The sequence below is a fragment of the Actinokineospora diospyrosa genome (assembly GCF_024171925.1).
Lineage (GTDB): Bacteria > Actinomycetota > Actinomycetes > Mycobacteriales > Pseudonocardiaceae > Actinokineospora > Actinokineospora diospyrosa.
This window is the reverse complement of sequence record NZ_JAMTCO010000007.1, coordinates 203,648-223,261: the sequence shown is the minus strand read 5'-3', so window position 1 is coordinate 223,261 and position 19,614 is coordinate 203,648. Positions and strand designations below refer to the sequence as shown.

The following is a 19,614-nucleotide window of genomic DNA, read 5'->3' as shown; positions in this document are numbered from 1 at the left end:
ACGCCTCCACCCAGGACCACTACTTGCTGGCGACCTTGCGGTACTTCGCGACCGCGAGCGGCGCGAAGATCACCAGGATGACCACGCAGGACAGCATCGCGTAGAGCGCCGAGTGCTGGGCGGGCCAGGCGTCCGACTGGCTCAGCACGCCGGTGCGGGCCGTGTTGCCGAACAGGTCGCGCGCGGCGTCAGCGATCGCGGTGATCGGGTTCCACTCGGCGACGACCTTCAACGGGCCGGGCATGCTCGACGCCGACACGAACGCCGACGAGATGAACGTGACCGGGAACATCCAGATGAAGCCAGCGCTCTGCGCGACCTGCACGCTGCCCGCCGCGAGACCGACGTACGCGCCGATCCAGGACATGGCGAACGAGAACAGCAGCAGCAACAGGTAGCCCAGGACCGCGTCCAGGAAGCTGCCGCGGATCCGCCAGCCGACCAGCAGGCCGCACAGCGACATGACCAGCAGGCCGATGGCGCTGACCGCGAGGTCCGACGCCGTGCGACCGACCAGGACCGCTGCCCTGGTCATCGGCAGCGAGCGGAACCGGTCGATGACGCCCTTCTCCAGGTCGGCCGCCATGCCGATGGTCGTGTACGCCGAGTTGAACGCCACGGTCTGGGCGAAGATGCCGCCCATCAGGAACTCCCGGTAGGCACCCGGGTCGTCGCCGATGCTGTTGCCGAACACGAACGCGAACAGCAGCACGAACATGATCGGCTGCAGGGTGGCGCCCAGCAGCAGGTCGGGCTGGCGGCGCACGTTCATCAGGTTGCGCCAGGTGACGACGCCGCTGTCGCGGGCTCCGGCGGTGATGACGCTCATCGGGTCTTGGCCTTCTTCCTGCCCTTGGGGTCCTCCTCGGCCGCGGGCTCCTCCTCGGCGACGTGGCCGGTGAGGGCGAGGAACACGTCGTCGAGGGTGGGCCGGTGCAGCGCGACGTCGAGCACCGCGACGTTCTCCTGGTCGAGCCTGCGCAGCGCCTCGACCAGGGCCTTCGGGCCGGTGTCGACCTTGACGTGCACGCGGCGCTGGTTCTGGTCGGTGCCCGGCTCGTCCGAGCCGACCTCGCCGAGCACCCGGGCGGTGACCGCGAGTTCAGCCGCGTCACCGACCACGATCTCCAGGCGCTCGCCGCCGACCTGGGCCTTGAGCTGGTCGGCCGTGCCACCGGCGATGACCTTGCCGTGGTCGATCACCAGGATGGTGTTGGCCAGCTGGTCGGCCTCCTCCAGGTACTGGGTGGTGAGCAGGACCGTGGTCCCATCAGCCACCAGCTCGCCGATGACCTCCCAGGTGTCCAGCCTGCCGCGCGGGTCGAGGCCGGTGGTCGGCTCGTCGAGCACGACGACGGCCGGTTCGGCCACCAGCGCGCCCGCGAGGTCGAGCCTGCGCCGCATACCGCCGGAGTAGGTCTTGGCCGGGCGGTCGCCCGCGTCGGTCAGCCGGAACCGGCCGATCAGCTCGCGGGCCCGGGATGTCGCGTCCGTCCTGGACATCCCGTAGAGCCTGCCGACCATGTAGAGGTTCTCGTAGCCGGTGAGGTGTTCGTCGACGGCCGCGTACTGCCCGGACAGGCCGATCGAGCGGCGGACGGCGTCCGGGTCCTTCGTGACGTCGTGACCGGCGACGAAGGCGCTGCCGGAATCTGGTTTGAGCAGGGTTGTGAGAATGCGAACGGTGGTCGTCTTGCCAGCACCGTTGGGCCCGAGCAGGCCCAACACGGTTCCCGAAGGGATCTCCAGGTCGACACCGTCGAGGGCGCGGGTGGACCCGAAGGTCTTGACCAACGCTTCCGCGCGCACAGCGATCGAGGACGCGGGCGGGGGCATGAGCCCTCCCATGACATAGTCCGAATGAGTACGCGGCGGAGGGTAACCCCACCCACCGACAACCCACCGCGATTTTCGCTAACCGGACCTTCCCCCAGTTGGCCGAGGCGCGCTACAGCTCGACCCCGGTCCACTCCAGGCAGTGCCACCCGGTCGGGCGGGGTTCGAGCAGCACGTGCCCGGTGTTGGGCAGCAGCTTGGCATTGGCCAGCTGGGCACCGACGTTGTCGGCCAGCCATTCGGCGCCGAGCCGGATGATCCCGCCGTGGCTGACCACCACGATCAAGCCGCTCTGGTGGCGGTCTCGAATTCGCTCGATCGTGGAGAGGTAGCGGTCTCGAATTTCCTCGCCGCTCTCACCGCCGGGCATCGTTGCGGTGAGGTCGCCTTCGGTCCAGCGGGTGTAGACCTCGCCGAAGCTGCGTAGGGCTGCCTCGTCCGAGCGGCCCTCTAGGTCGCCGACCTGTAGCTCGTGGAGGCCCTCGACAACGTCAACGGCCAACCCGTGCCGCTTGGCGACCGGGTCGGCTGTCTGCTGCGCGCGCACGGCCACGCTCGCGTAGACGGCCACTACCCGATCCTCGGCGAGCCTGTCCGCAAGCGCTTCCGCTTGCCGTTGGCCCATGTCCGTAAGAGGCGGTCCGGGGGGACGGGAGTCGAGCGCGTGCTTCAGATTCGACGGGGTCTCGCCGTGGCGGGCGAGCAGTAAACGGGCTGTCACGGCTCCTCGCCTCGGATCACGGCCTCGATCCACTTCGCGGACACGTCGTAGTCCGAGGCGCGGTTAGGGGCAATTACCTCTGTGGCGTTGCCTTCCGCCTTGGGATAAGAGCCCAGGAAAAGCACCCTCTGACTACGGCGGTGGAGGGCGCCTAGCGCGTCGGCGACCCGGGGCTCGGCGATGTGGCCGTCGAAGTCCAGGTAGAAGCGGTACTCGCCGAAGCGGTTGCGCTGGGGGCGGGACTCGATGCGGGTGAGGTTGATGCCGCGGCTGGCCAACTCGTTCAACACCGCGGCGAGCTCGCCCGGCTCGTGCGACAGGACCACGATCACCGACGTCCGGTCCGCGCCGGTGGGCCGGGGCAGCTTCTCGGGGCGGGCGAGCAGGAGGAACCGGGTGATCGCGTCCCGCTCGTCGGCGACGTCGGTGGCGAGCACGTCGAGCGGGTAGTGCTCGGCGGCCACGGGGGCGGTCACGGCGGCGTCGAACTCGCCGGACTGCACGCCGACCGCGGCACCGGCGGTGGAGGACGCCGCGCGGCGGGCCGCGGCGGGCATCGTCTCCTGGATCCAGCGCTCGACCTGGGCCAACGCGTGCGGGTGGCTGGCGATGGAGCGCACGTCGGCGGCCTTCACACCGGGGCGCACCAAGATCGAGAACCGGATCGGCAGCAGGTGCTCGGCCAACGCGACCACCGCTGGGGCGTCGGCGGCGAGGGTGTCCATGGCGGCGGAGACGGCGCCCTCGACCGAGTTCTCGATCGGGACGCAAGCGAGCTCGGCCAGCCCGGAGCGCACAGCGCCAACCGCGTCCGGGATCGTCGGCATGGGCAGGAAGTCCGCCCCAGGGGCGAGGGCCCGGGCGGCTTGTTCGGTGAAGGTCCCCTTGGGTCCGAAGTACGCGGTGGTCGGCACCCGCCCACAGTACGCAGGCACTGGCACCGTACGGAGATGTGGCGGTTACCAAACGGCGGTTACCCCGGGTGTCCCCCGGATGCCATGCTGGAACCGTGACCGCGGATTCGGAGACCGGTATGGCGGCGGCTACCCGCGACCGTTCCGGTGAGCTCGAACTGGTCCTATGCGCGATGGGTGAATCGCTAGCGTCGGCCTGGGAAACAGCGGCCGAAGGTAGGCCGCATATCCGTGTCCATCGTGGATCGGTACTAGAAGTCCAAGCGGACGCGGTGGTGTCACCCGCGAACTCTTACGGCTGGATGCGCGGTGGCGTGGATGCCGTCTATGCAGCCAACTTCCCTGCCATCGAGCAGCGGGTCCGCAGCGCTGTCTTGGCCTACCACGGCGGGGAACTGCCGGTAGGCGAGGCACTGATCGTCCCTACCGACGTCGCGCGGCCTACCTGGCTCATCACGGCACCGACCATGAAGGAGCCCACGGAGGCTCTTGCCGCCGAGACGGTTCACCCCTACCTGGCGGCGCGCGCGGTATTCCGGCTCTGGCGGGACGGTGTTCTCGACAACGGTTCACCAGTGCGGAACGCAGTTGGGACTATCGCGATGCCGGGCTTGGGAACCGGTGTTGGCGGTGTGCCGCCGCAGGTGTGCGCCAGGCAGTTGGCGGCCGCTTGGGACGCCGTGTTCGAGCCGGGCAGTGTTGCACGAACCTGATGTTCGCGGCGACGTCATGTGCGCCACACCCGTTGTCCTCCGATCGGTGCATTCGGTCACAGCGCGAACCAGCCCTCAGCACCTACGTTGACTCCCGTACACCCATTCCGGCGCGAGGGAGCCCGAGATGGCGCGGGTCCGTGAGCTGAGTCCGTACGTGGAGCTGCGCCGTGAGCAGTGGCGGGAGCTGCGCGAGTCGACTCCGCTGCCGCTGACCCTCGACGAGCTGGTCGCGCTGCGTGGCCTCGGCGACCCAGTCGACCTCGACGAGGTAGTGGACGTCTACCTGCCACTGTCGCGTCTGATCTCGCTACAGGTGGCCGCCCGGCAGCGGCTCTACAACACAACCGTGGAGTTCTTGGGCGAAGACAGCCCGGCGAAGGTGCCTTTCGTCATTGGCATCGCAGGCAGCGTGGCGGTCGGTAAGTCCACCACGGCCCGGTTGCTCCGCCTGCTGCTAGCGCGCTGGCCGGACCACCCCCACGTAGACCTCGTGACCACCGACGGCTTCCTCTTCCCGCGCGTGGAATTGGACCGGCGGAACCTGATGAGCCGCAAGGGCTTCCCGGAGAGCTACGACCGGCGGGCGTTGCTGCGGTTTGTGTCCGAGGTGAAGGCGGGCGCCGATGAGGTCCGGGCGCCGGTGTACTCGCACTTGGCGTACGACATCCTGCCGGACGAGGAGCAGGTTGTACGCAGGCCGGACATCCTGATCGTGGAGGGCCTGAACGTCCTGCAGCCCGCCGCCCGGCTGGCCGTCTCGGACCTGTTCGACTTCTCGATCTACGTCGACGCGCACACCGACGACATCGAGCGCTGGTACATCGACCGCTTCCTGGCCCTGCGCGGCACCGCCTTCGCCGACCCGGCCTCGCACTTCCACCACTACGCGGCGCTGACCGACACCGAGGCCGTCGGCGAGGCCACCGCGCTGTGGCAGAAGATCAACGGCCCGAACCTGGTGCAGAACATCCTGCCGACCCGACCGCGGGCGACGCTGGTGCTGCGCAAAGGTGCCGATCACCGGATCACCCGGGTTCGACTCCGTAAGCTCTGAAGCCGTGATCCGCGTACTGCTCGTCGACGACCACGAGGTGGTGCGGCGGGGGCTGCGCGACCTGCTCTCCGGCGAGGACGGCATCTCGGTGGTCGCCCAAGCGGGTGGCGTGGGCGAAGCCTTGGCGCTGGCTTCGTCGCAGCCGGTTGATGTGGCCGTGGTCGACATGCGGCTGCCGGACGGGGACGGGGTCTCGCTGTGCCGGTCGTTGAAGGCGCTGGATCCCGCTCCCGCTTGCCTGGTCCTGACGGCTTTTGACGATGAGGCGGCCTTGGTCGAGGCGATCATGGCGGGGGCTTCGGGGTACTTGCTGAAGCAGGTGCGGGGGCAGGACCTGGTGAACGCCGTGCGTGAGGTGGCCGCGGGACGTTCACTCCTCGATCCGGTGACGACGGCGCGGGTGCTGGACCGGATGCGGCGGAGCGCGGAGACCGATGAGCTGGCGGGGTTGACGGAGCGGGAGCGGGAGGTGCTCGCGCTGGTGGGCGAGGGCATGTCGAACCGCGAAATCGCCGAGCGGCTGTTCCTGGCGGAGAAGACCGTGAAGAACCACGTGACATCGGTGCTGGCGAAGCTGGGGATGTCACGGCGGACGCAAGCAGTGGCCTGGTTCGCCCGGCGTCGATAGGTGGCCCCGCAGAGTGGTTACTCGTGGCTGCACTGGCCAGACGTATAGGGACGCTCTCGATCGACTGCTGGCGCCACGCGGGCTGAGCGAACTCTCGAAGGGCTCCGTGTTGTGGCGATGGTGCTGCTGGAGGTGGAGGTTTCGACTATCGGACGGGCCAGCCGCAGGGCTTGCCCATGGCCAGCGAATCGCCGAGCGAGGGCTCAGCCGGGGCCACATGTCAATGGTGCCGCCGTGAGTCCGAACGATCAGAACGGCGGCTCGTCGTTGAAGGAACCGACGGGTAGTGCTGAGCCCCAAGGGTCGTCGGGTGGTCTCGGCCGCCGGGCGGCAGCTTCCTGACGAGCACGCTCTGTTCGAGTCCTGGGCATCTCCGGTATGGGCTCGCCATCTCTAGCCGTGTTCCACGCGTTGCGCAGCCGCTTGCGATGCGAGATCAGTGGGTCCCAGCGGTCGCCTGTGTCGCCCTCCTCGTCGTCAGGGTCGACATCGGCCAACTCGCACAACGCCAAGAAGATCACCTCAACGGTCTGCCATGAACCGACCGCTTCGCCGCGCAAAGTTCTCCGCACTGTCTCGTGGTTAGCAGTGCCCGCGCGCACTTCATCACCCAGCCCTTGGACCGCGTCGGCAATGCCACGCATCGTCGGGCGATCCGCGGCGACATAGAACCGCCAGAGGATGTCCACCAAGTCCAGCCGGTCAGCAGGAACTTTTCGTGGCTTGGCGAACGCGCGAGGCATACACAGCTCCCTCCATGTCTAGCGAAGAGTACCAAACGACTCCTATTGGCTCTTTTTGACTGCCTAAAACTGGCTTGGCCTGGTCAAGGACTACCAGTCATCGTCCATGGTCATTGCTTCCCTCAACATCCACTCAGCGATGAACAGCACCCAATTGGGCAGGTCAGGATGGTTATGCGGCACGTACGGGCCGCCTGCCTTGGTGGACACGAAGCAGCGATCAAGCGCCCGATCCGTTCGACTGGGTCAGGGGCGACGTAGAAGGAGAACTACGGCCATGGGGCGTAAGCGGCCCTCGTCACGCAGCACCGCATCGAGAGAACCCTCCCGCGAGATGCCAACCACGCGACCCTCGCGCGCGTCCGTTCAGTCGGCCTCGGCCACCAATCGCGACGACAACGCCGCGACCAACTGGACCTACACCATCTCCACGTGGGGACGGACCGCCCGCGCAGTGATCATCGCTGTCGTGGTCGTCGGAATTGTCATGCTTGCTCTGTGGCTACTTCAGGTTGACTTGGTGGTGGGCCCCGTCGAGATCACAGGCAGAGCAGGGAGTAGCTAGTCGGGGATGGGGACTTCCCAGGTGACGGTGGTGCCGCTGCGGGGGGAGGAGCGGACTTCGCAGGTGCCGCCGGATTGGGTGGCTCGGGTGCGGAGGTTGTTGAGGCCTCGGTGGGTCACGCCTTGGGGGATGCCGCAGCCGTCGTCGGCGACTGTTAGGCGGATGGTGGGGCCTTCGCGGCGGAGGTGGACGGCCACTCTTAGTGCGCCTGCGTGGCGGACGACGTTGGAGAGGGACTCTCTTAGGGCTGCCCGGACGTGGTCGGCTAGGGCGGCGGGGATGTTTGTTAGGTCGCCTGCCAGTTCGAAGGTGGGTTCGAAGCCGAGGAGTTCGCGGGCCGTTGCTACCTCGGCGCGGGCGGACTCGGCCAGGTCTGCGGGCTGCTCCGGGTCTGGGTTGCGCAGGGTCCGAACTACCGACCGGACGTCGGCAATGGCGGCATCCAACTGGTCCACAGCGTCGGCTAGGCGGGTTGAGTCGGCCTTGGCGAGTTTGCGGGCGGGGCGGCGGGACAAGAGGTCTAGCTGCATGCCCGCCGCATAGAGGCGCTGGATGATGACGTCGTGCAGGTCGCGGGCGATGCGTTCGCGCTCTTCATAGAGGCCGACACGCTCGTGGGCGTTGCGGCCTTCAGCTAGGACTAGGACCAGCCCGGCCTGAGCCGCGAAGGCTGTCAGAACCTCCACCGTGCCACTAGTGAACGGCTTGGCCCCGCGGCGGCGATAGACGGTCAGTGCGCCCAAGCGGGACTCGCGCGTGCCGAAGGGGGCCGCGGCGAAGGGGCCGTAGATGGTGAGTTCGCGGGGGACGTAAGGCGCCGTGCGCGGATCCGTGATCACGTCATCCGCAACGATCGGGACGCCACCTCTTGCGACCCGGGCGGCGGACGATCTCGGCGAGAGCACCAGCCCCACCGCGTTCTGGGCCCCGTGGGCCGCCTCGACGGTGAGAGAACCGTCTTCATTGCCCGCCATGACCAGGCCCAGGTCCGCTTCCGCCAACTCGGCCGCCGCCCGCACGACGAGGTGCAGCACCGCCTCGGGATCTTGACCGGACAGCGCTGCCGTGGCGATCTCGGTGGACGCGGTGAGAGTCCGCGCGGCGAGTGTGGGATCCATGGGGAGCATCAGGCTAAGCCCCCTCGGCCAACGGACGGCCCGCTCCCCAACCCTCCGCGCAAACCCCCAGCTCAAGCCCCATTTCCGCCCGCCTGCTGCACCGACCCGGCGGACGGCAGACCCCCACCCACCCGGGGGGCCACCCACCTCCAGCGTAGTCGATTTGGGGGGCTGTCAAGGGGGTTGGGCGGGAGCTGTGGATGGGTGTGGAGGTTGTGGACAAGTGGGGTGAAGGTGCGGGGACTCGGGCAGGCAAGTGGTGGGCTGGCGAGTGAGGAGCGTGGGCTGGGCGTGGGTCGGTTGGCAGTGGGTGGGGGTAGGTCATGAGGAGCTCAGGGTTAGCGGGCGAGTGGTGCCGTTGGCCAGTTCGATGATCTGGCCGGCTCGGGTGGCTTCCTCGGGGCGGTGGGTGATGTGGATGACCGTCTTGTGGGCCAAGGCTTTGTGGAGGGTGTCCAAGACTTGGTTGGCGGTGGCGGTGTCCAGGTGAGCGGTGGGTTCGTCTAGGACGATCAGGTCGGCGTCGGCTAGGAGGGCTCGGGCTAGGGCTATGCGTTGGGCTTCGCCGCCGGAGGTGGTGGGGGCGGGGGTGGCGAGGGGGAGGTTTAGGCCTGCTGCGGATAGGGCTGCCGTCAGGTCTTCGTCGGTGGCGGTGGGGGCGGCGAGTTTGAGGTTCTCGCGGATGGTGGTGGCGGCGAGCATGGGGTCTTGGGGGCACCAGGCCACCGTGGGTGGGCGGGCGATCGAGCCGGCTTCGGGGGGTAGGAAGCCCAAGAGGAGTGAGGCGAGGGTGGACTTGCCCGCCCCGGAAGGGCCGACGACCGCGACGTGGGTGCCGGGGGCGATGTGTAGGTCGATGTTGCGCAAGGCCGGCTGGGTGGCGCCGGGCCAGCGGGCGGTGACATTCGCTATCTGCACGGAATCGCTGGGGGTCCAGGACTCGGGTGGGGCCGGTGGGGCTGCCTCTAGAGCGGTGATGCGGGCGTAGGCAGCGCGCAGCGGCGATAGGTGCGTGACGGCCGGAGGCAGGAGAGACAGGACTTCGGCGAGGGCTAGAGGGACCAAGGCGACGATGGGGATCAGGACGGGGTCAAGGCCCACGGCTAGGTAGGTGCTGGCGACGGTGGCGGCGCCTAGCAAGAGGGTGATCAGGGCTTGGCCTGCGCCCGCAGCGAAGGCCTGACGCTTGGCTCGAGCCACTAGAGCCGTGTCGGTGGCAGCTAGGGCAGAGCGTGCGTTGGTGTGCCTACCGAAGGCGATTAGGTCTGCCGCGCAGGTGAAGAGGGTGAGGATGCTTGCGGCGACGGTGCGCCTTCCCTCGGACAAGGTGGCGGTGGCGTGGCGGTCCGCGGCGAGGGCGACAAGAGGGGCAGAGACGCCAGCTAGGACTACCGCGATTGCTAGGGCTAGGCCTGCGCTGGGGAGGATCGCGGTCTGCACAGCCACAGCAACGACGCAGGCGCCTATAGCGACCAGGGGTGGGACTAGGACGCGCGGAGTCAGGTCGCGGACGGTGTCGACGTCGGTGATGAAGCGGCGGAGGGCTTCGCCGCCGCGGAGGCCGAGGGAGCGGGCGGGACCTAGGCGGACAAGCGCTTGCCACAGGCGAACCCGCAGGTCACCGGCGGTGCGGAAGATCGCGTCGTGGGTGGCGAGGCGCTCGGTGTAGCGGAGGGTCGCGCGGGCCAGGCCGAAGGCGCGGACACCGACGACGGCGACCGACAGGGTGAGGATCGGGGGTTGTTGGGCGGCCTTGGCGATCAGCCAGGCCGACAGGGCCGCGAGCAGGACACCGCACACGAGCGACGCCGAGCCCAGGGCGGCGCCGAGGAGCATGCGGGGGTTGATCAAGCGGCGCAGGGCCCGCGAGCCGGTCTCGACCTCGGGCACGACCTCCACCGGGACACGCGCCTCTGGCTCGGTCTCCGCCGCGGCGACCGCCCGGTGGGTGGCCAGGATGACCGCGACACCCTGTGCGGCGGCGCGTTCGACGGCTGCCATGACCTGGGCGGCGGCGACCGGGTCGAGGTGCGCGGTTGGTTCGTCGAGCAGGAGCAGCCGGGTGCCAGGCCGGGACAGGGCGCGGACGAGGGCGACTCGGTGCCGCTCCCCCGCCGAAAGTTCAACAATTCTACGATCCAACAAGTGAACAATCCCGAGTTCGCCCGCGAGCGCGACGTCGTCCACTTCATCAGCGACGACGACCGAGGCGAACTCCGGCCGCTGAGGTACCCAAGTGACGATTTGCCGCCATATCGACATATCGATATCAACCAGGGGAGTGTCGTCGACCAACACCGAGCCCTCAAACGGCACGAACCCCAGCAACGCGGCGAACGTCGTCGACTTGCCCGCACCGCTCGGCGACCCCAGCCGGACGATCTCCCCGGGCCGCACCACCAGCGACAACCCGTCCGGCGCGTACTTGTCGCGCCGCCGAACCCGCAGCCCGTCGATCCGCAGCTCGTCAAACCGATCCACCCGAACGCCACCCGCATCACCGACGACCGGGATTTCCGCGACCCGCCGGATCGCCTCCAGCCCGTCTTCACTCGCGTGGTGGGCAGCTCCAGCGGCCCTCAACGGCAGGTAGCACTCAGGGACCGCGATCAGCACAAACAGCCCCACCGCCAAGGTGAGGTCACCGCCCACCAGCCGCACGCCGATCACGACAGCGACGAGAGCCACCGACAGCGTCGCAATCAGCTCTAGAACCAAGGCGGACGAGAAGGCCACCCGCAGCACTCCAAGCGTGCTGCGCCGATGAGCCTCCGACACCACCCGGACTGCCTCGGCCTGAGCTGACGCACGGCGGAACGCGGTAAGAACCGGCAGCGAGCGAACCAACTCGAGCAGCTGCCCCGACAACCGCTCTGTCGCAAGCGCCGCTGGCCCTACCCGGTCTTCGGTATAGCGGCCGATGACGATGGCGAACATCGGGATCAACGGCACGGTCAGCGCTACCACCACCGCGGACGGCCAGTCCACGAACAAGATGGACGCTCCTACCGTCAACGGCACCACGGCAGCGGTAACGAGCGCAGGTAGGTACACCCCGAAGTAGGCGTCCAACGCGTCTAGTCCCCGGGTCGCCAACGCGGTCAACTCCCCCGCCCCGCGCGAGGCGATCCACTCCGGTCCCAACGCCAGCGCCCGGTCCAGCGTGATCGCCCGCAGCTCCTCCTTCGCGCCCGCTGCCGCACGCGCCGCGACAACTTGCGTCGCCCAGCCCAGCAGCGACCGCGCGATCACGGCGCCAGCGAGCACGGCCAACACGCGCGACGAGTACGACGTCAACACCAAGGCAAGAGCCCACGCCTGAACCACCAAGGCGACGGCGTTGAGCACCGCCAACCGGCCGCACAGGGCCAGAGCCCGGCGCGCTGACGGGGACAACCCCGGCAACGCGCCGAGCGGGCCCCTCCCGGACCGACTGGCGGGTCGTGACTGCCCGGGAGAGCTCACGGGACGTGCACCGGCGGGATGTGCGCGGTGCTCACCCTCTTGCGGAAGACCCAGTAGGTCCACCCTTGGTAGACGAGCACGGCAGGCGTACCGAACAACGCCACCCAGCTCATGACTTTCAGCGTGTACGGGCTAGAGGCCGTGTCAGCGACAGTTAGCGAGTACGCGGGATCCAGAGTGGACGGAAGGACGTTCGGGTAGAGCGCCCCGAACAACGCGACCACCGTCGCCACTACAGCCACGCCGAGCGCTGCGAACGCCTGTCCTTCACGAACAGCCGATAGGCGTTCGAACGCTAGAGCAGCAGCGACTAGGACTACCGCCACAGCGGCCCAGGTCCACCATGCCCCCGAGTGCAGCTGCACCAGCACCAATAGCCCGGCGAGCGGGAGCAGCGCCCATGGCCCTACCCGGCTCGCGAACGCCCGGGCTCGGTGCCGGATGTCGCCATCGGTCTTCAGTGCGATGAACACAGCACCGTGGACCAGGGCGAACCCGACTAGAGCTACCGCGCCCAGCAGCGACTCGGCGGTGATGGCCGCGAACGGCGACCCCACGCGGTTGCCGTTGCCGTCAAGCGGTAGCCCGAACACGGTGGTGGAGATAAGAAGCCCCACACCGATGGCGGCCACGAGCGATCCGCCGGTGATGATCCTGTCCCACGTCCGACGCCAGCGGTCCGAATCGACCTTGCCGCGGTACTCGAAGGCGACGCCGCGACCGATAAGAGCGACCAGGAACAGAACCAGCGGGATGTAGGTGCCGCTGAACAGGGAGGCATACCAACCGGGGAAGGCAGCGAAGGTAGCGCCACCGGCGACCAGTAGCCAGACCTCGTTGCCGTCCCACACCGGGCCAATGGTGTTAATCATGACCCGGCGCTCGGTGTTGTCCTTGGCCAGAACGGGCAAGAGCATGCCGACGCCGAAGTCGAAGCCTTCGAGGAAGATGTAGCCGAGCCAGAGCACGGCGATCACGCAGAACCATACGTCCGCGAGTTCCACAGTGGACTCCTAGTACGCGAAGGCGAGTTGGTCGTCGTCGGTCTTGTCCGGCGGCTTGGGCGGCATGACCCCGGCGACACCACCGCGCACGTACTTGGCGATGAGGAACACCTCGACCACCGCCAGCGCCCCGTACACCAGGGTCAGCGCGATCAGCGACGTCCAGACCTCACCGGTGGTCAGCCCGGAGACCCCGCGCGCGGTGAACATCCACACGCCGTCCACACCGGACGGGTTGGGCACCACCACGAACGGCTGACGACCCATCTCGGTGAAGATCCAGCCGAAGCTGTTGGCCAGGAACGGGGTCGCGATCCCGCCGAGCACGGCGATCGGGAACCACTTGCCGCGCGGGATCCGGCCACGTCGGGTCACCCACAGCACCCCGACGGCGGCGAGCGCGGCCAGCGCGCCGAAGCCGATCATCAGCCGGAAGCCCCAGTAGGTGACCGGCAGGTTGGGCACGTAGTCGATCGGCTTGCCGGACAGTTCACCCAGCCGGTCGTCCACCGGGTAGTTGGCGCCGTAACGGTCGCGGTACTCCTGGACCAGGTCCTCGATGCCGCGGACCTCGCTGTTGAAGTCGTTGTGCGCCAAGAACGACAGCAGGGCGGGCACCGTGATCGACTTGACGTTCTCGCAGTCCGGCCTGGTCACGTCGCCGATCGCGAAGATCGAGAAACTCGCGGGTTGCTCGGTGTGGCACAGCGCCTCGGCAGCGGCCATCTTCATCGGCTGCTGCTCGAACATCAGCTTGCCCTGCACGTCACCGGTGATCGCCAGCGCGCTGAACGCCACCACACCGACCCAGCCGCCGTAGCGCACCGACGCCCGCCACACCGGCCCGTCGTCGTCGCGGCGGCGCCACAGGTGCCAACCGCCGATGCCGACCAGGAACGCCCCCGCCACGGCGAAGCACCCGGCCACCGTGTGCGGGATCGCGGCCAGCGCGGTGTTGTTGGTCAGCACGGCCCAGATCGAGGTCAGCCGCGGCTTGCCGTCGACCAGCTCCACCCCGACCGGGTGCTGCATCCACGAGTTCGCGGCCAGGATGAAGTACGCCGAGGCGATCGTGGCCAGGCTGAACGCCCAGGCGCAGGCCAGGTGCACCCGCTTGGGCAGCCGGTCCCAGCCGAAGATCCACAGGCCGAGGAAGGTGGACTCGACGAAGAACGCGACCAAGCCCTCCATCGCCAGCGGCGCGCCGAACACGTCGCCGACGAAGCGGGAGTACTCGCTCCAGGCCATGCCGAACTGGAACTCCTGCACGATGCCGGTCACCACGCCCATGGCGAAGTTGACCAGCAGCAGCTTGCCCCAGAACTTGGTCATCCGCAGGTACTTCTCGTGGCCGGTGCGGACCCACGCGGTCTGCATCCCGGCGACCAGCACCGCAAGACCGATGGTCAGCGGCACCATCAGAAAGTGGTAGACGGTGGTGATCCCGAACTGCCACCGCGCCAACTCCAGAACGTCCACGATGAACAGTGTCGACCTGGGCCGCCGGAATTCGCAGGTGCGCGAGTCCTGTCCGTGCGGGACGTAGGTCCCGTGACCAGGTACACGTTCGGCAGAGCTACCTCTCGCGGGTAGGCTTACCGGGCCTGAGGGGAGTAGTTCCCGCGACCGCAGCCATCCGGCGGTCCGGCGAGGACATCGACATACTGACTCGTGATCGAGTCCGGTGCCTCACCCGCTTAAAGCGGGCGAACGAGACCTCCGGCCGGGTAGGACCATGCCCGGTCGGAGAAGAGCTCGCCTTCCTCCGTCCGGGCCCGGACGTGGAGGACATCGCTGTGGGAAGTGACCTGATCGCGTTCGCCAGTGCTTTCGCGCTGGTGCTCGCCGTCGAGCTACCGGACAAGACGCTGGTGGCGACCCTGATCCTGACGACCCGCTACCGCGCGTGGCCGGTGTTCGTCGGGGTCAGCGCGGCGTTCGCGGTGCAATGCGTGATCGCCGCCGCGTTCGGCGGCGTGCTGACGCTGCTGCCCGACCAGGTGGTGGCAGGCGTGGTGGCCGTGCTGTTCGCGCTCGGTGCCTTCCTGCTACTCAGGGAAGGTTTCGCTAAGCAGGACGACGAGGTCGCCGACGCCCAGGAGGCCAACCCGACCGTCTCGTTCTGGCGGGCTGCGCTGACATCGTTCGGCGTCTTGTTCGCCGCCGAGTGGGGTGACGCTTCGCAGATCGCCACGGCAGGGCTATCAGCGCGCTACGAGTCGCCCGTCTGGGTTGGCTTGGGCGCGTGGGTAGCGCTGGTGCTCGTCGCTGGGATTGCCGTGCTTGTGGGGCGCAAGATCGCCGAACGCATCAAGCCGCACCTGATCCAGCGCGTGGCCGGGGTGGTCTTCGCGGGCTTCGCGTTGTTCGCCGCCTACGAAGCGATCTTCTGATCCCTAGGATCACGGCATGGGCGCCGATCACTTCCAGGTCGTGACAACCACTGGCACGGCCGAGGAGGCCGAGAGCCTCGCCACCAGCATCGTGGCGGGGCATCTGGGCGCATGCGTGCACATCGTCCCCATCACCAGCGTGTACCGCTGGGAGGGGGCGATCACCAAGGACCCCGAGTGGCGGTTGGTGGTTAAGACGACCGCAGACAGGGTTACCGCGCTGATCGAGCACATCCAGCGCAACCACAGCTACGACCTGCCGCAGGTCGTAGCTGTGGAGATCGCTCAGGGCAGTCCCGAGTACCTGGACTGGGTGACCGCGGAGACCAGGGGCTAGCGGAGCGACTCGGCGATGACCGCGGCCGCAGCGACCACCTTCGGGCCGACGACCATCCCGTCCAACGGCTCGAAGGTGACGACGCCAACGCTTGCGCGCAGATCCAGCACCCCGCGAACCGGGGCAGCTATCCCGTAGGCGCCTGGCTGCAGCTCACCGACCGAACCCAACCAGCCCGGATCCCCCGGACGCATCGTGATGGCCTTACCGGCCGCGCCCTTGTGCAGCGGGTGACGAGTGCCGACCCGGTACGCCACATGATAGGTCGTCCAAGACGGCTCGACCACGGCGACAGCCTGGGCCTCATCGCCATCGGCGACCGTCAGGTGTGCGGTAGCGCCAACTGCCTCGGCGAGCTCCCGCAGCGCCGGAAGGGCCGCCACGCGCAGCTGCGGGGCGACCTTCGCGGCGAGTTGGAGTAAGCCCAGACCGAGGCGGACCTTCGACCCCTCACGCCGCACCAGACCGCGTGCCTGCAGCGGCACGAGCAGCCGGTACACAGCGGCCCGGCTGGCGCCTATAGACGCCGCCAGGTCGCTTATCGTCGGCGCCTCGGTGTCGGAGTCGGCCACGGCCTGGAGCAACGCCAGGCCGCGGTCGAGGGTGAGCGAGCTCTCCTTGGCCACCGGGACCGGCTGTCGGGTAACCGGTCCCGTCGACCGTATGCCAGGCACCGGTCAGTCCCCCGCGGCCAGGATGGTCCCGGTCACCTCGGACAAGCCGATGACCGTGCCGTCCGGACCTGGCGCGGTGGCGGTGATGACGACGGTGTCGCCGTCCTGCAGGAACGTGCGCTCGCTGCCGTCGTCGAGGGTGATCGGCTCCTTGCCGCCCCAGCTCAGCTCCAGGAACGAGCCGCGCTGGTGCTTCTCCGGGCCGGAGATGGTGCCGGAGGCGAACAGGTCGCCGGGGCGCACGGAGGCGCCGTTGACGGTCATGTGCGCGAGCTGCTGGGCGAAGGAGAACGCCATGCCCGCGAAGTCGGGCTTGGACACGAGGGTGCCGTTCCAGAACACCTGGAGGTGGATGTCCAGGCCCCAGTTGGTGTCCTCGACCAGGTAGTCCACCCGGGGGTGGCCGGGGTCGGGAACCGCGACGCGGGCGGCGGCGAACGCCTCCAGCGGGGTGATCCAGGCGCCGATCGAGGTCGCGAACGACTTGCCCAGGTGTGGGCCGAGCGGCACGTACTCCCAGGCCTGGATGTCGCGGGCGGACCAGTCGTTGACGACGGCCACGCCGAACACGTGGTCCGCCGCGGCCGAGGTGGACACGCGGCGCGCGACGGGCCCACCGCAGACGAAACCGATCTCGGCCTCGATGTCCAGGCGGACGCTAGGGCCGAAGACCGGGCCGTCGTCGCCCTTGCGCTGCCCGTGCGGGCGCTCGACGTCGGTGCCGGAGACGACGACCGTGCCGGAGCGACCGTTGTAGCCAACGGGCAGGTGGCTCCAGTTGGGGAAGATCGGGTCGGTGTCCGGCCGGAAGATGCGGCCGACGTTCTCGGCGTGGTTGCGCGACGAGTAGAAGTCCACGTAGTCGCCGACCGTGAACGGCAGGCGGGTCTTGGTCTCCGACAGCGGCAACAGCACCGCGCCGTCGGGCGCGGCAGTGGCCTTCACCAGCTCCGTGAGCCTCGCGCGCAGCGCGGACCAGGCAGGCCTACCTGCGGCGAGCAGCGGGTCTAGCGAAGAAGCCGCGACAAGCTCGGCCAGCTCCGCCGTGAACTCGTCCGCAATGGGCCTCAGCGGCAAGGCGTGGTCGCCGACGCGCACAGCGACAGCAGGCCCGTCAGAGGTCTCCACGACGCCGTAAGGCAGCGTCTGGGGGCCGAAGGGCTTGTCCTCGGCGAACGCGGGGTCGTCGATCCAGCTCACAGCAGGCCCAGCCCTTCCAGGTCCTCCACCGGCTCGCTGAGCGAGCAGGATCCGTACGAACCGAACACCGCCCGAACCGCGTGCGCGGCCTGGTCGGACAGCTCGGCGGCCTCGGCGGCCAGCACGGTGCCGTCGGTCTCCGACAGCGCGCCGCGCACGTCCCCGCCTGAGAGCAGCCGCGAGGTCGCGACCAGCAGGTTCAGGAAGCCGTGGTGGTCGAAGCCGGTCTCGTGGTCGGTGTGGCGGACCGCGTTGTGCAGGCCAGCGGTCGCCTTGAACGAGGCCTCACCGCGGCTGATGACCGCCAGGAAGTCGGCGACCTCGTCCACGCTGGGGAACGCCTCGCGGCTGAGGCCGCCGCAGCGGATCTTGGGCCAGCTGCCGTGGTCGACGACCCGGCGGATGCCGTCGAGCCACTCCTGGCCGCCCCGGCGGGGCTCCACGACGCGGATGACGTCCTCGGGCACGAACTCGTTCACCCGCTCGAGCCACACGTCGTCGACGTCGGCGGGGGCGGGCATCTCGACCATCCGCAACGCGAGCAGCTCGGCTCGCGACTCGACGATCGACAGGGCCTTGGGCACCCCGCCCAGACCGGTGTCGATCACCAGCGAGAGGGCGACCGGCTTGGCCGGTTTCGCCTTCACCAGCTCGGTGATGAGCTCGGGCAGGCGGGAGGCGTTGCACAGGAACAGGCCCATCACGCCCGCGCGCTCGCCGTCCCGACCGGCGAGGTGCATGCGCACCGCGTCGGGCATGGGCGCGTTGCCCGGGGGGAACAGGGCCGCGTCGTCGACAAGCCGCGCGAACAGCGGCGGGATGCCGCGCGGACCGGGCACTGGGAGGGGAGCTGCGCTTGACACGGCTGACACGCTAGTAGCGTACCGCCAACTGAACAAAGATGTCCGCTAGTCGAACATCTCCGGCGAACGTCACAGCAGGGTCTTGAGAGGTCTTCGGAGGAGCAATGCCGCACTACCGGCGCGTTGGGGACATCCCCCGCAAGAGGCATACCCAGTTCCGCTCACCGGAGGGGAAGCTCTACGCCGAGGAGTTGATGGGGGTCGAGGGGTTCTCCTCCGATTCCGCACTGCTCTACCACCGCCACCTGCCGACCGCGATCGTGAACGCCGAGGTCGTCGAGGACTTCCGCGGCAAGCTGGTGCCGAACCACCCGCTCAAGCCGCGGCACTTCCGCACCCAGGACCTCAAGTTCGGCGCCGACACTGACGCGGTGACCGGCCGCAGGACCCTGTTCGGCAACTCGGACGTCATCATCGGCTTCGCCATCGCGTCCGCGCCCAGCCCGCTCTACCGCAACGCGGTAGGCGATGAGCTGTTCTACGTCCAAGGCGGCAGCGGGACGGTGGAGACCGTCTACGGCGCTCTTGAGGTGTCTGACGGCGACTACCTCGTCATCCCCACCTCGACCACCTACCGCGTTGTGCCCAACGGCGAGATGCGGCTCTACATCGTCGAGGCGTCTGGTCACATCGGGCCGCCTAAGCGCTACCTGTCGACCAAGGGTCAGTTCCTCGAGCACTCCCCTTACTGCGAGCGCGACCAGAGGGGTCCCACGGAGCCACTGCTCGTCGAGGGTGAGGACGTCGAGGTGCTCGTGCGGCACCGGGCAGGCCTAACGCGGTTCACTTACGCCAACCACCCGTTCGACGTGGTGGGCTGGGACGGCTGCCTCTACCCCTGGGCGTTCCACATCAACGACTTCGAGCCCATCACCGGCCGGATCCACCAGCCGCCGCCGGTGCACCAGACCTTCGAGGGCCCGAACTTCGTGATCTGCTCGTTCATGCCGCGCAAGGTCGACTACCACCCCGACGCGATCCCGGTGCCTTACAACCACGCGAACGTCGACTCCGACGAGCTGATGTTCTACGTGGGGGGCAACTACGAGGCGCGCAAGGGCTCCGGCATCGGCATCGGGTCGCTGTCTCTGCACCCGAGCGGGTTCACCCACGGCCCGCAGCCCGGCGCGGCCGAGGCCTCGATCGGCGCGGACTACTTCGACGAGACCGCGGTGATGGTCGACACCTTCCGACCGCTGGACCTGGGCGAGGCCGCCACCGACAGCGAGGACCCGAGGTACGCCTGGAGCTGGAGCAAGCGCGGCCCCGACTGGAACTGATTCGATTTTGATTGGGCGGTGTTCACATTCGAATACCGCCCAATCAACCACCCCGGCACCCATTGTCCGCAAATTACCAACCAGCGTCGGGGTCGCAATTGGA

General features: G+C 68.5%; 18 protein-coding genes. 6 read left to right on the top strand and 12 right to left on the bottom strand.

The genetic code is table 11. The annotated features are described in order from the left end of the window. Nucleotides 1-19: 19 nt before the first annotated feature. From LV75_RS14890 to pheA, 4 genes are all read right to left on the bottom strand, one after another. The gene (locus LV75_RS14890) at nt 20-829 is read right to left on the bottom strand and encodes an ABC transporter permease (protein ID WP_253887479.1); all 810 of its coding nucleotides are present in this window, start codon (nt 827-829) and stop codon (nt 20-22) included. Next, entirely contained in the window at nt 826-1,836 is a 1,011-nt protein-coding gene (locus LV75_RS14885; protein WP_253887478.1) for an ATP-binding cassette domain-containing protein, read from the bottom strand. Before LV75_RS14885 ends, LV75_RS14890 begins: the two co-directional genes overlap by 4 nt. Nucleotides 1,837-1,948: 112 nt before the next feature. Next, entirely contained in the window at nt 1,949-2,557 is a 609-nt protein-coding gene (locus LV75_RS14880; protein WP_253887477.1) for a histidine phosphatase family protein, read from the bottom strand. Further along, nucleotides 2,554-3,471, bottom strand: coding sequence for a prephenate dehydratase (gene pheA / locus LV75_RS14875; protein ID WP_253887476.1), 918 nt, complete (start codon nt 3,469-3,471; stop codon nt 2,554-2,556). Before pheA ends, LV75_RS14880 begins: the two co-directional genes overlap by 4 nt. A 119-nt stretch (nt 3,472-3,590) precedes the next feature. Between pheA and LV75_RS14870 the strand changes: the two genes are divergently transcribed. The 3 genes from LV75_RS14870 to LV75_RS14860 all read left to right on the top strand — a co-directional run bounded on the left by LV75_RS14870 (nt 3,591) and on the right by LV75_RS14860 (nt 5,869). After that, on the top strand, nt 3,591-4,184 hold the full coding sequence (locus LV75_RS14870; RefSeq protein WP_253887727.1) for a macro domain-containing protein: 594 nt from the start codon (nt 3,591-3,593) through the stop codon (nt 4,182-4,184). A gap of 127 nt (nt 4,185-4,311) precedes the next feature. Next, a complete protein-coding gene (gene coaA / locus LV75_RS14865) occupies nt 4,312-5,241 on the top strand; it encodes a type I pantothenate kinase (protein WP_253887475.1) in 930 nt (309 codons plus the stop codon). 7 nt (nt 5,242-5,248) lie between these two features. Continuing rightward, nucleotides 5,249-5,869, top strand: a complete 621-nt coding sequence (locus LV75_RS14860) for a response regulator (protein ID WP_308210992.1) — start codon at nt 5,249-5,251, stop codon at nt 5,867-5,869. A gap of 248 nt (nt 5,870-6,117) precedes the next feature. Here LV75_RS14860 and LV75_RS14855 read toward each other — a convergent pair whose 3' ends face one another. From LV75_RS14855 to LV75_RS14835, 5 genes are all read right to left on the bottom strand, one after another. Beyond that, the gene (locus LV75_RS14855) at nt 6,118-6,612 is read right to left on the bottom strand and encodes a hypothetical protein (protein WP_253887473.1); all 495 of its coding nucleotides are present in this window, start codon (nt 6,610-6,612) and stop codon (nt 6,118-6,120) included. A gap of 561 nt (nt 6,613-7,173) precedes the next feature. Beyond that, nucleotides 7,174-8,295 carry a GAF domain-containing sensor histidine kinase gene (locus LV75_RS14850; RefSeq protein WP_253887472.1) on the bottom strand — a complete coding sequence of 374 codons (1,122 nt, stop codon included), beginning with the start codon at nt 8,293-8,295 and terminating at the stop codon, nt 7,174-7,176. 321 nt (nt 8,296-8,616) lie between these two features. Continuing rightward, nucleotides 8,617-11,691 (bottom strand): thiol reductant ABC exporter subunit CydC, encoded by a 3,075-nt coding sequence (gene cydC / locus LV75_RS14845; RefSeq protein ID WP_253887471.1) that lies wholly within the window; start codon nt 11,689-11,691, stop codon nt 8,617-8,619. A 65-nt stretch (nt 11,692-11,756) separates the two neighbouring features. Further along, nucleotides 11,757-12,764: a cytochrome d ubiquinol oxidase subunit II gene (cydB, locus tag LV75_RS14840; RefSeq protein ID WP_253887470.1), complete on the bottom strand. Its 1,008-nt coding sequence runs from the start codon at nt 12,762-12,764 to the stop codon at nt 11,757-11,759. A 9-nt stretch (nt 12,765-12,773) separates the two neighbouring features. Continuing rightward, nucleotides 12,774-14,243: a cytochrome ubiquinol oxidase subunit I gene (locus tag LV75_RS14835; protein WP_253887469.1), complete on the bottom strand. Its 1,470-nt coding sequence runs from the start codon at nt 14,241-14,243 to the stop codon at nt 12,774-12,776. Nucleotides 14,244-14,572: 329 nt separating this feature from the next. Between LV75_RS14835 and LV75_RS14830 the strand changes: the two genes are divergently transcribed. Further along, nucleotides 14,573-15,157 carry a TMEM165/GDT1 family protein gene (locus LV75_RS14830; RefSeq protein WP_253887726.1) on the top strand — a complete coding sequence of 195 codons (585 nt, stop codon included), beginning with the start codon at nt 14,573-14,575 and terminating at the stop codon, nt 15,155-15,157. 16 nt (nt 15,158-15,173) lie between these two features. Then, nucleotides 15,174-15,494 carry a divalent-cation tolerance protein CutA gene (cutA, locus tag LV75_RS14825; RefSeq protein ID WP_253887468.1) on the top strand — a complete coding sequence of 107 codons (321 nt, stop codon included), beginning with the start codon at nt 15,174-15,176 and terminating at the stop codon, nt 15,492-15,494. Here cutA and LV75_RS14820 read toward each other — a convergent pair. Genes LV75_RS14820 through LV75_RS14810 form a run of 3 tightly spaced genes read right to left on the bottom strand, consistent with a single transcriptional unit; the run spans nt 15,491 to nt 18,231 of the window. Beyond that, a complete protein-coding gene (locus LV75_RS14820) occupies nt 15,491-16,120 on the bottom strand; it encodes a helix-turn-helix domain-containing protein (protein WP_253887725.1) in 630 nt (209 codons plus the stop codon). The two genes, cutA and LV75_RS14820, sit on opposite strands and share 4 nt — an antisense overlap. A gap of 51 nt (nt 16,121-16,171) precedes the next feature. Then, nucleotides 16,172-17,368, bottom strand: a complete 1,197-nt coding sequence (fahA, locus tag LV75_RS14815; protein ID WP_253887467.1) for a fumarylacetoacetase — start codon at nt 17,366-17,368, stop codon at nt 16,172-16,174. Further along, nucleotides 17,365-18,231 (bottom strand): DUF488 family protein, encoded by an 867-nt coding sequence (locus tag LV75_RS14810; RefSeq protein WP_308210957.1) that lies wholly within the window; start codon nt 18,229-18,231, stop codon nt 17,365-17,367. The genes fahA and LV75_RS14810 overlap by 4 nt, the downstream gene beginning before the upstream one ends. 104 nt (nt 18,232-18,335) lie before the next feature. On the opposite strand from LV75_RS14810, the gene LV75_RS14805 reads away from it, so the two are divergent. Continuing rightward, nucleotides 18,336-19,511, top strand: coding sequence for a homogentisate 1,2-dioxygenase (locus LV75_RS14805; protein WP_253887466.1), 1,176 nt, complete (start codon nt 18,336-18,338; stop codon nt 19,509-19,511). Nucleotides 19,512-19,614 lie beyond the last annotated feature (103 nt).

Coding starts and splice junctions, on each gene's coding strand:
- LV75_RS14890 (WP_253887479.1), bottom strand. CDS start 829: ATGAGCGTCATCACCGCCGGAGCCCGCGACAGCGGCGTCGTCACCTGG.
- LV75_RS14885 (WP_253887478.1), bottom strand. CDS start 1,836: ATGCCCCCGCCCGCGTCCTCGATCGCTGTGCGCGCGGAAGCGTTGGTC.
- LV75_RS14870 (WP_253887727.1), top strand. CDS start 3,591: ATGGCGGCGGCTACCCGCGACCGTTCCGGTGAGCTCGAACTGGTCCTA.
- coaA (WP_253887475.1), top strand. CDS start 4,312: ATGGCGCGGGTCCGTGAGCTGAGTCCGTACGTGGAGCTGCGCCGTGAG.
- LV75_RS14855 (WP_253887473.1), bottom strand. CDS start 6,612: ATGCCTCGCGCGTTCGCCAAGCCACGAAAAGTTCCTGCTGACCGGCTG.
- LV75_RS14850 (WP_253887472.1), bottom strand. CDS start 8,295: ATGGATCCCACACTCGCCGCGCGGACTCTCACCGCGTCCACCGAGATC.
- cutA (WP_253887468.1), top strand. CDS start 15,174: ATGGGCGCCGATCACTTCCAGGTCGTGACAACCACTGGCACGGCCGAG.
- LV75_RS14805 (WP_253887466.1), top strand. CDS start 18,336: ATGCCGCACTACCGGCGCGTTGGGGACATCCCCCGCAAGAGGCATACC.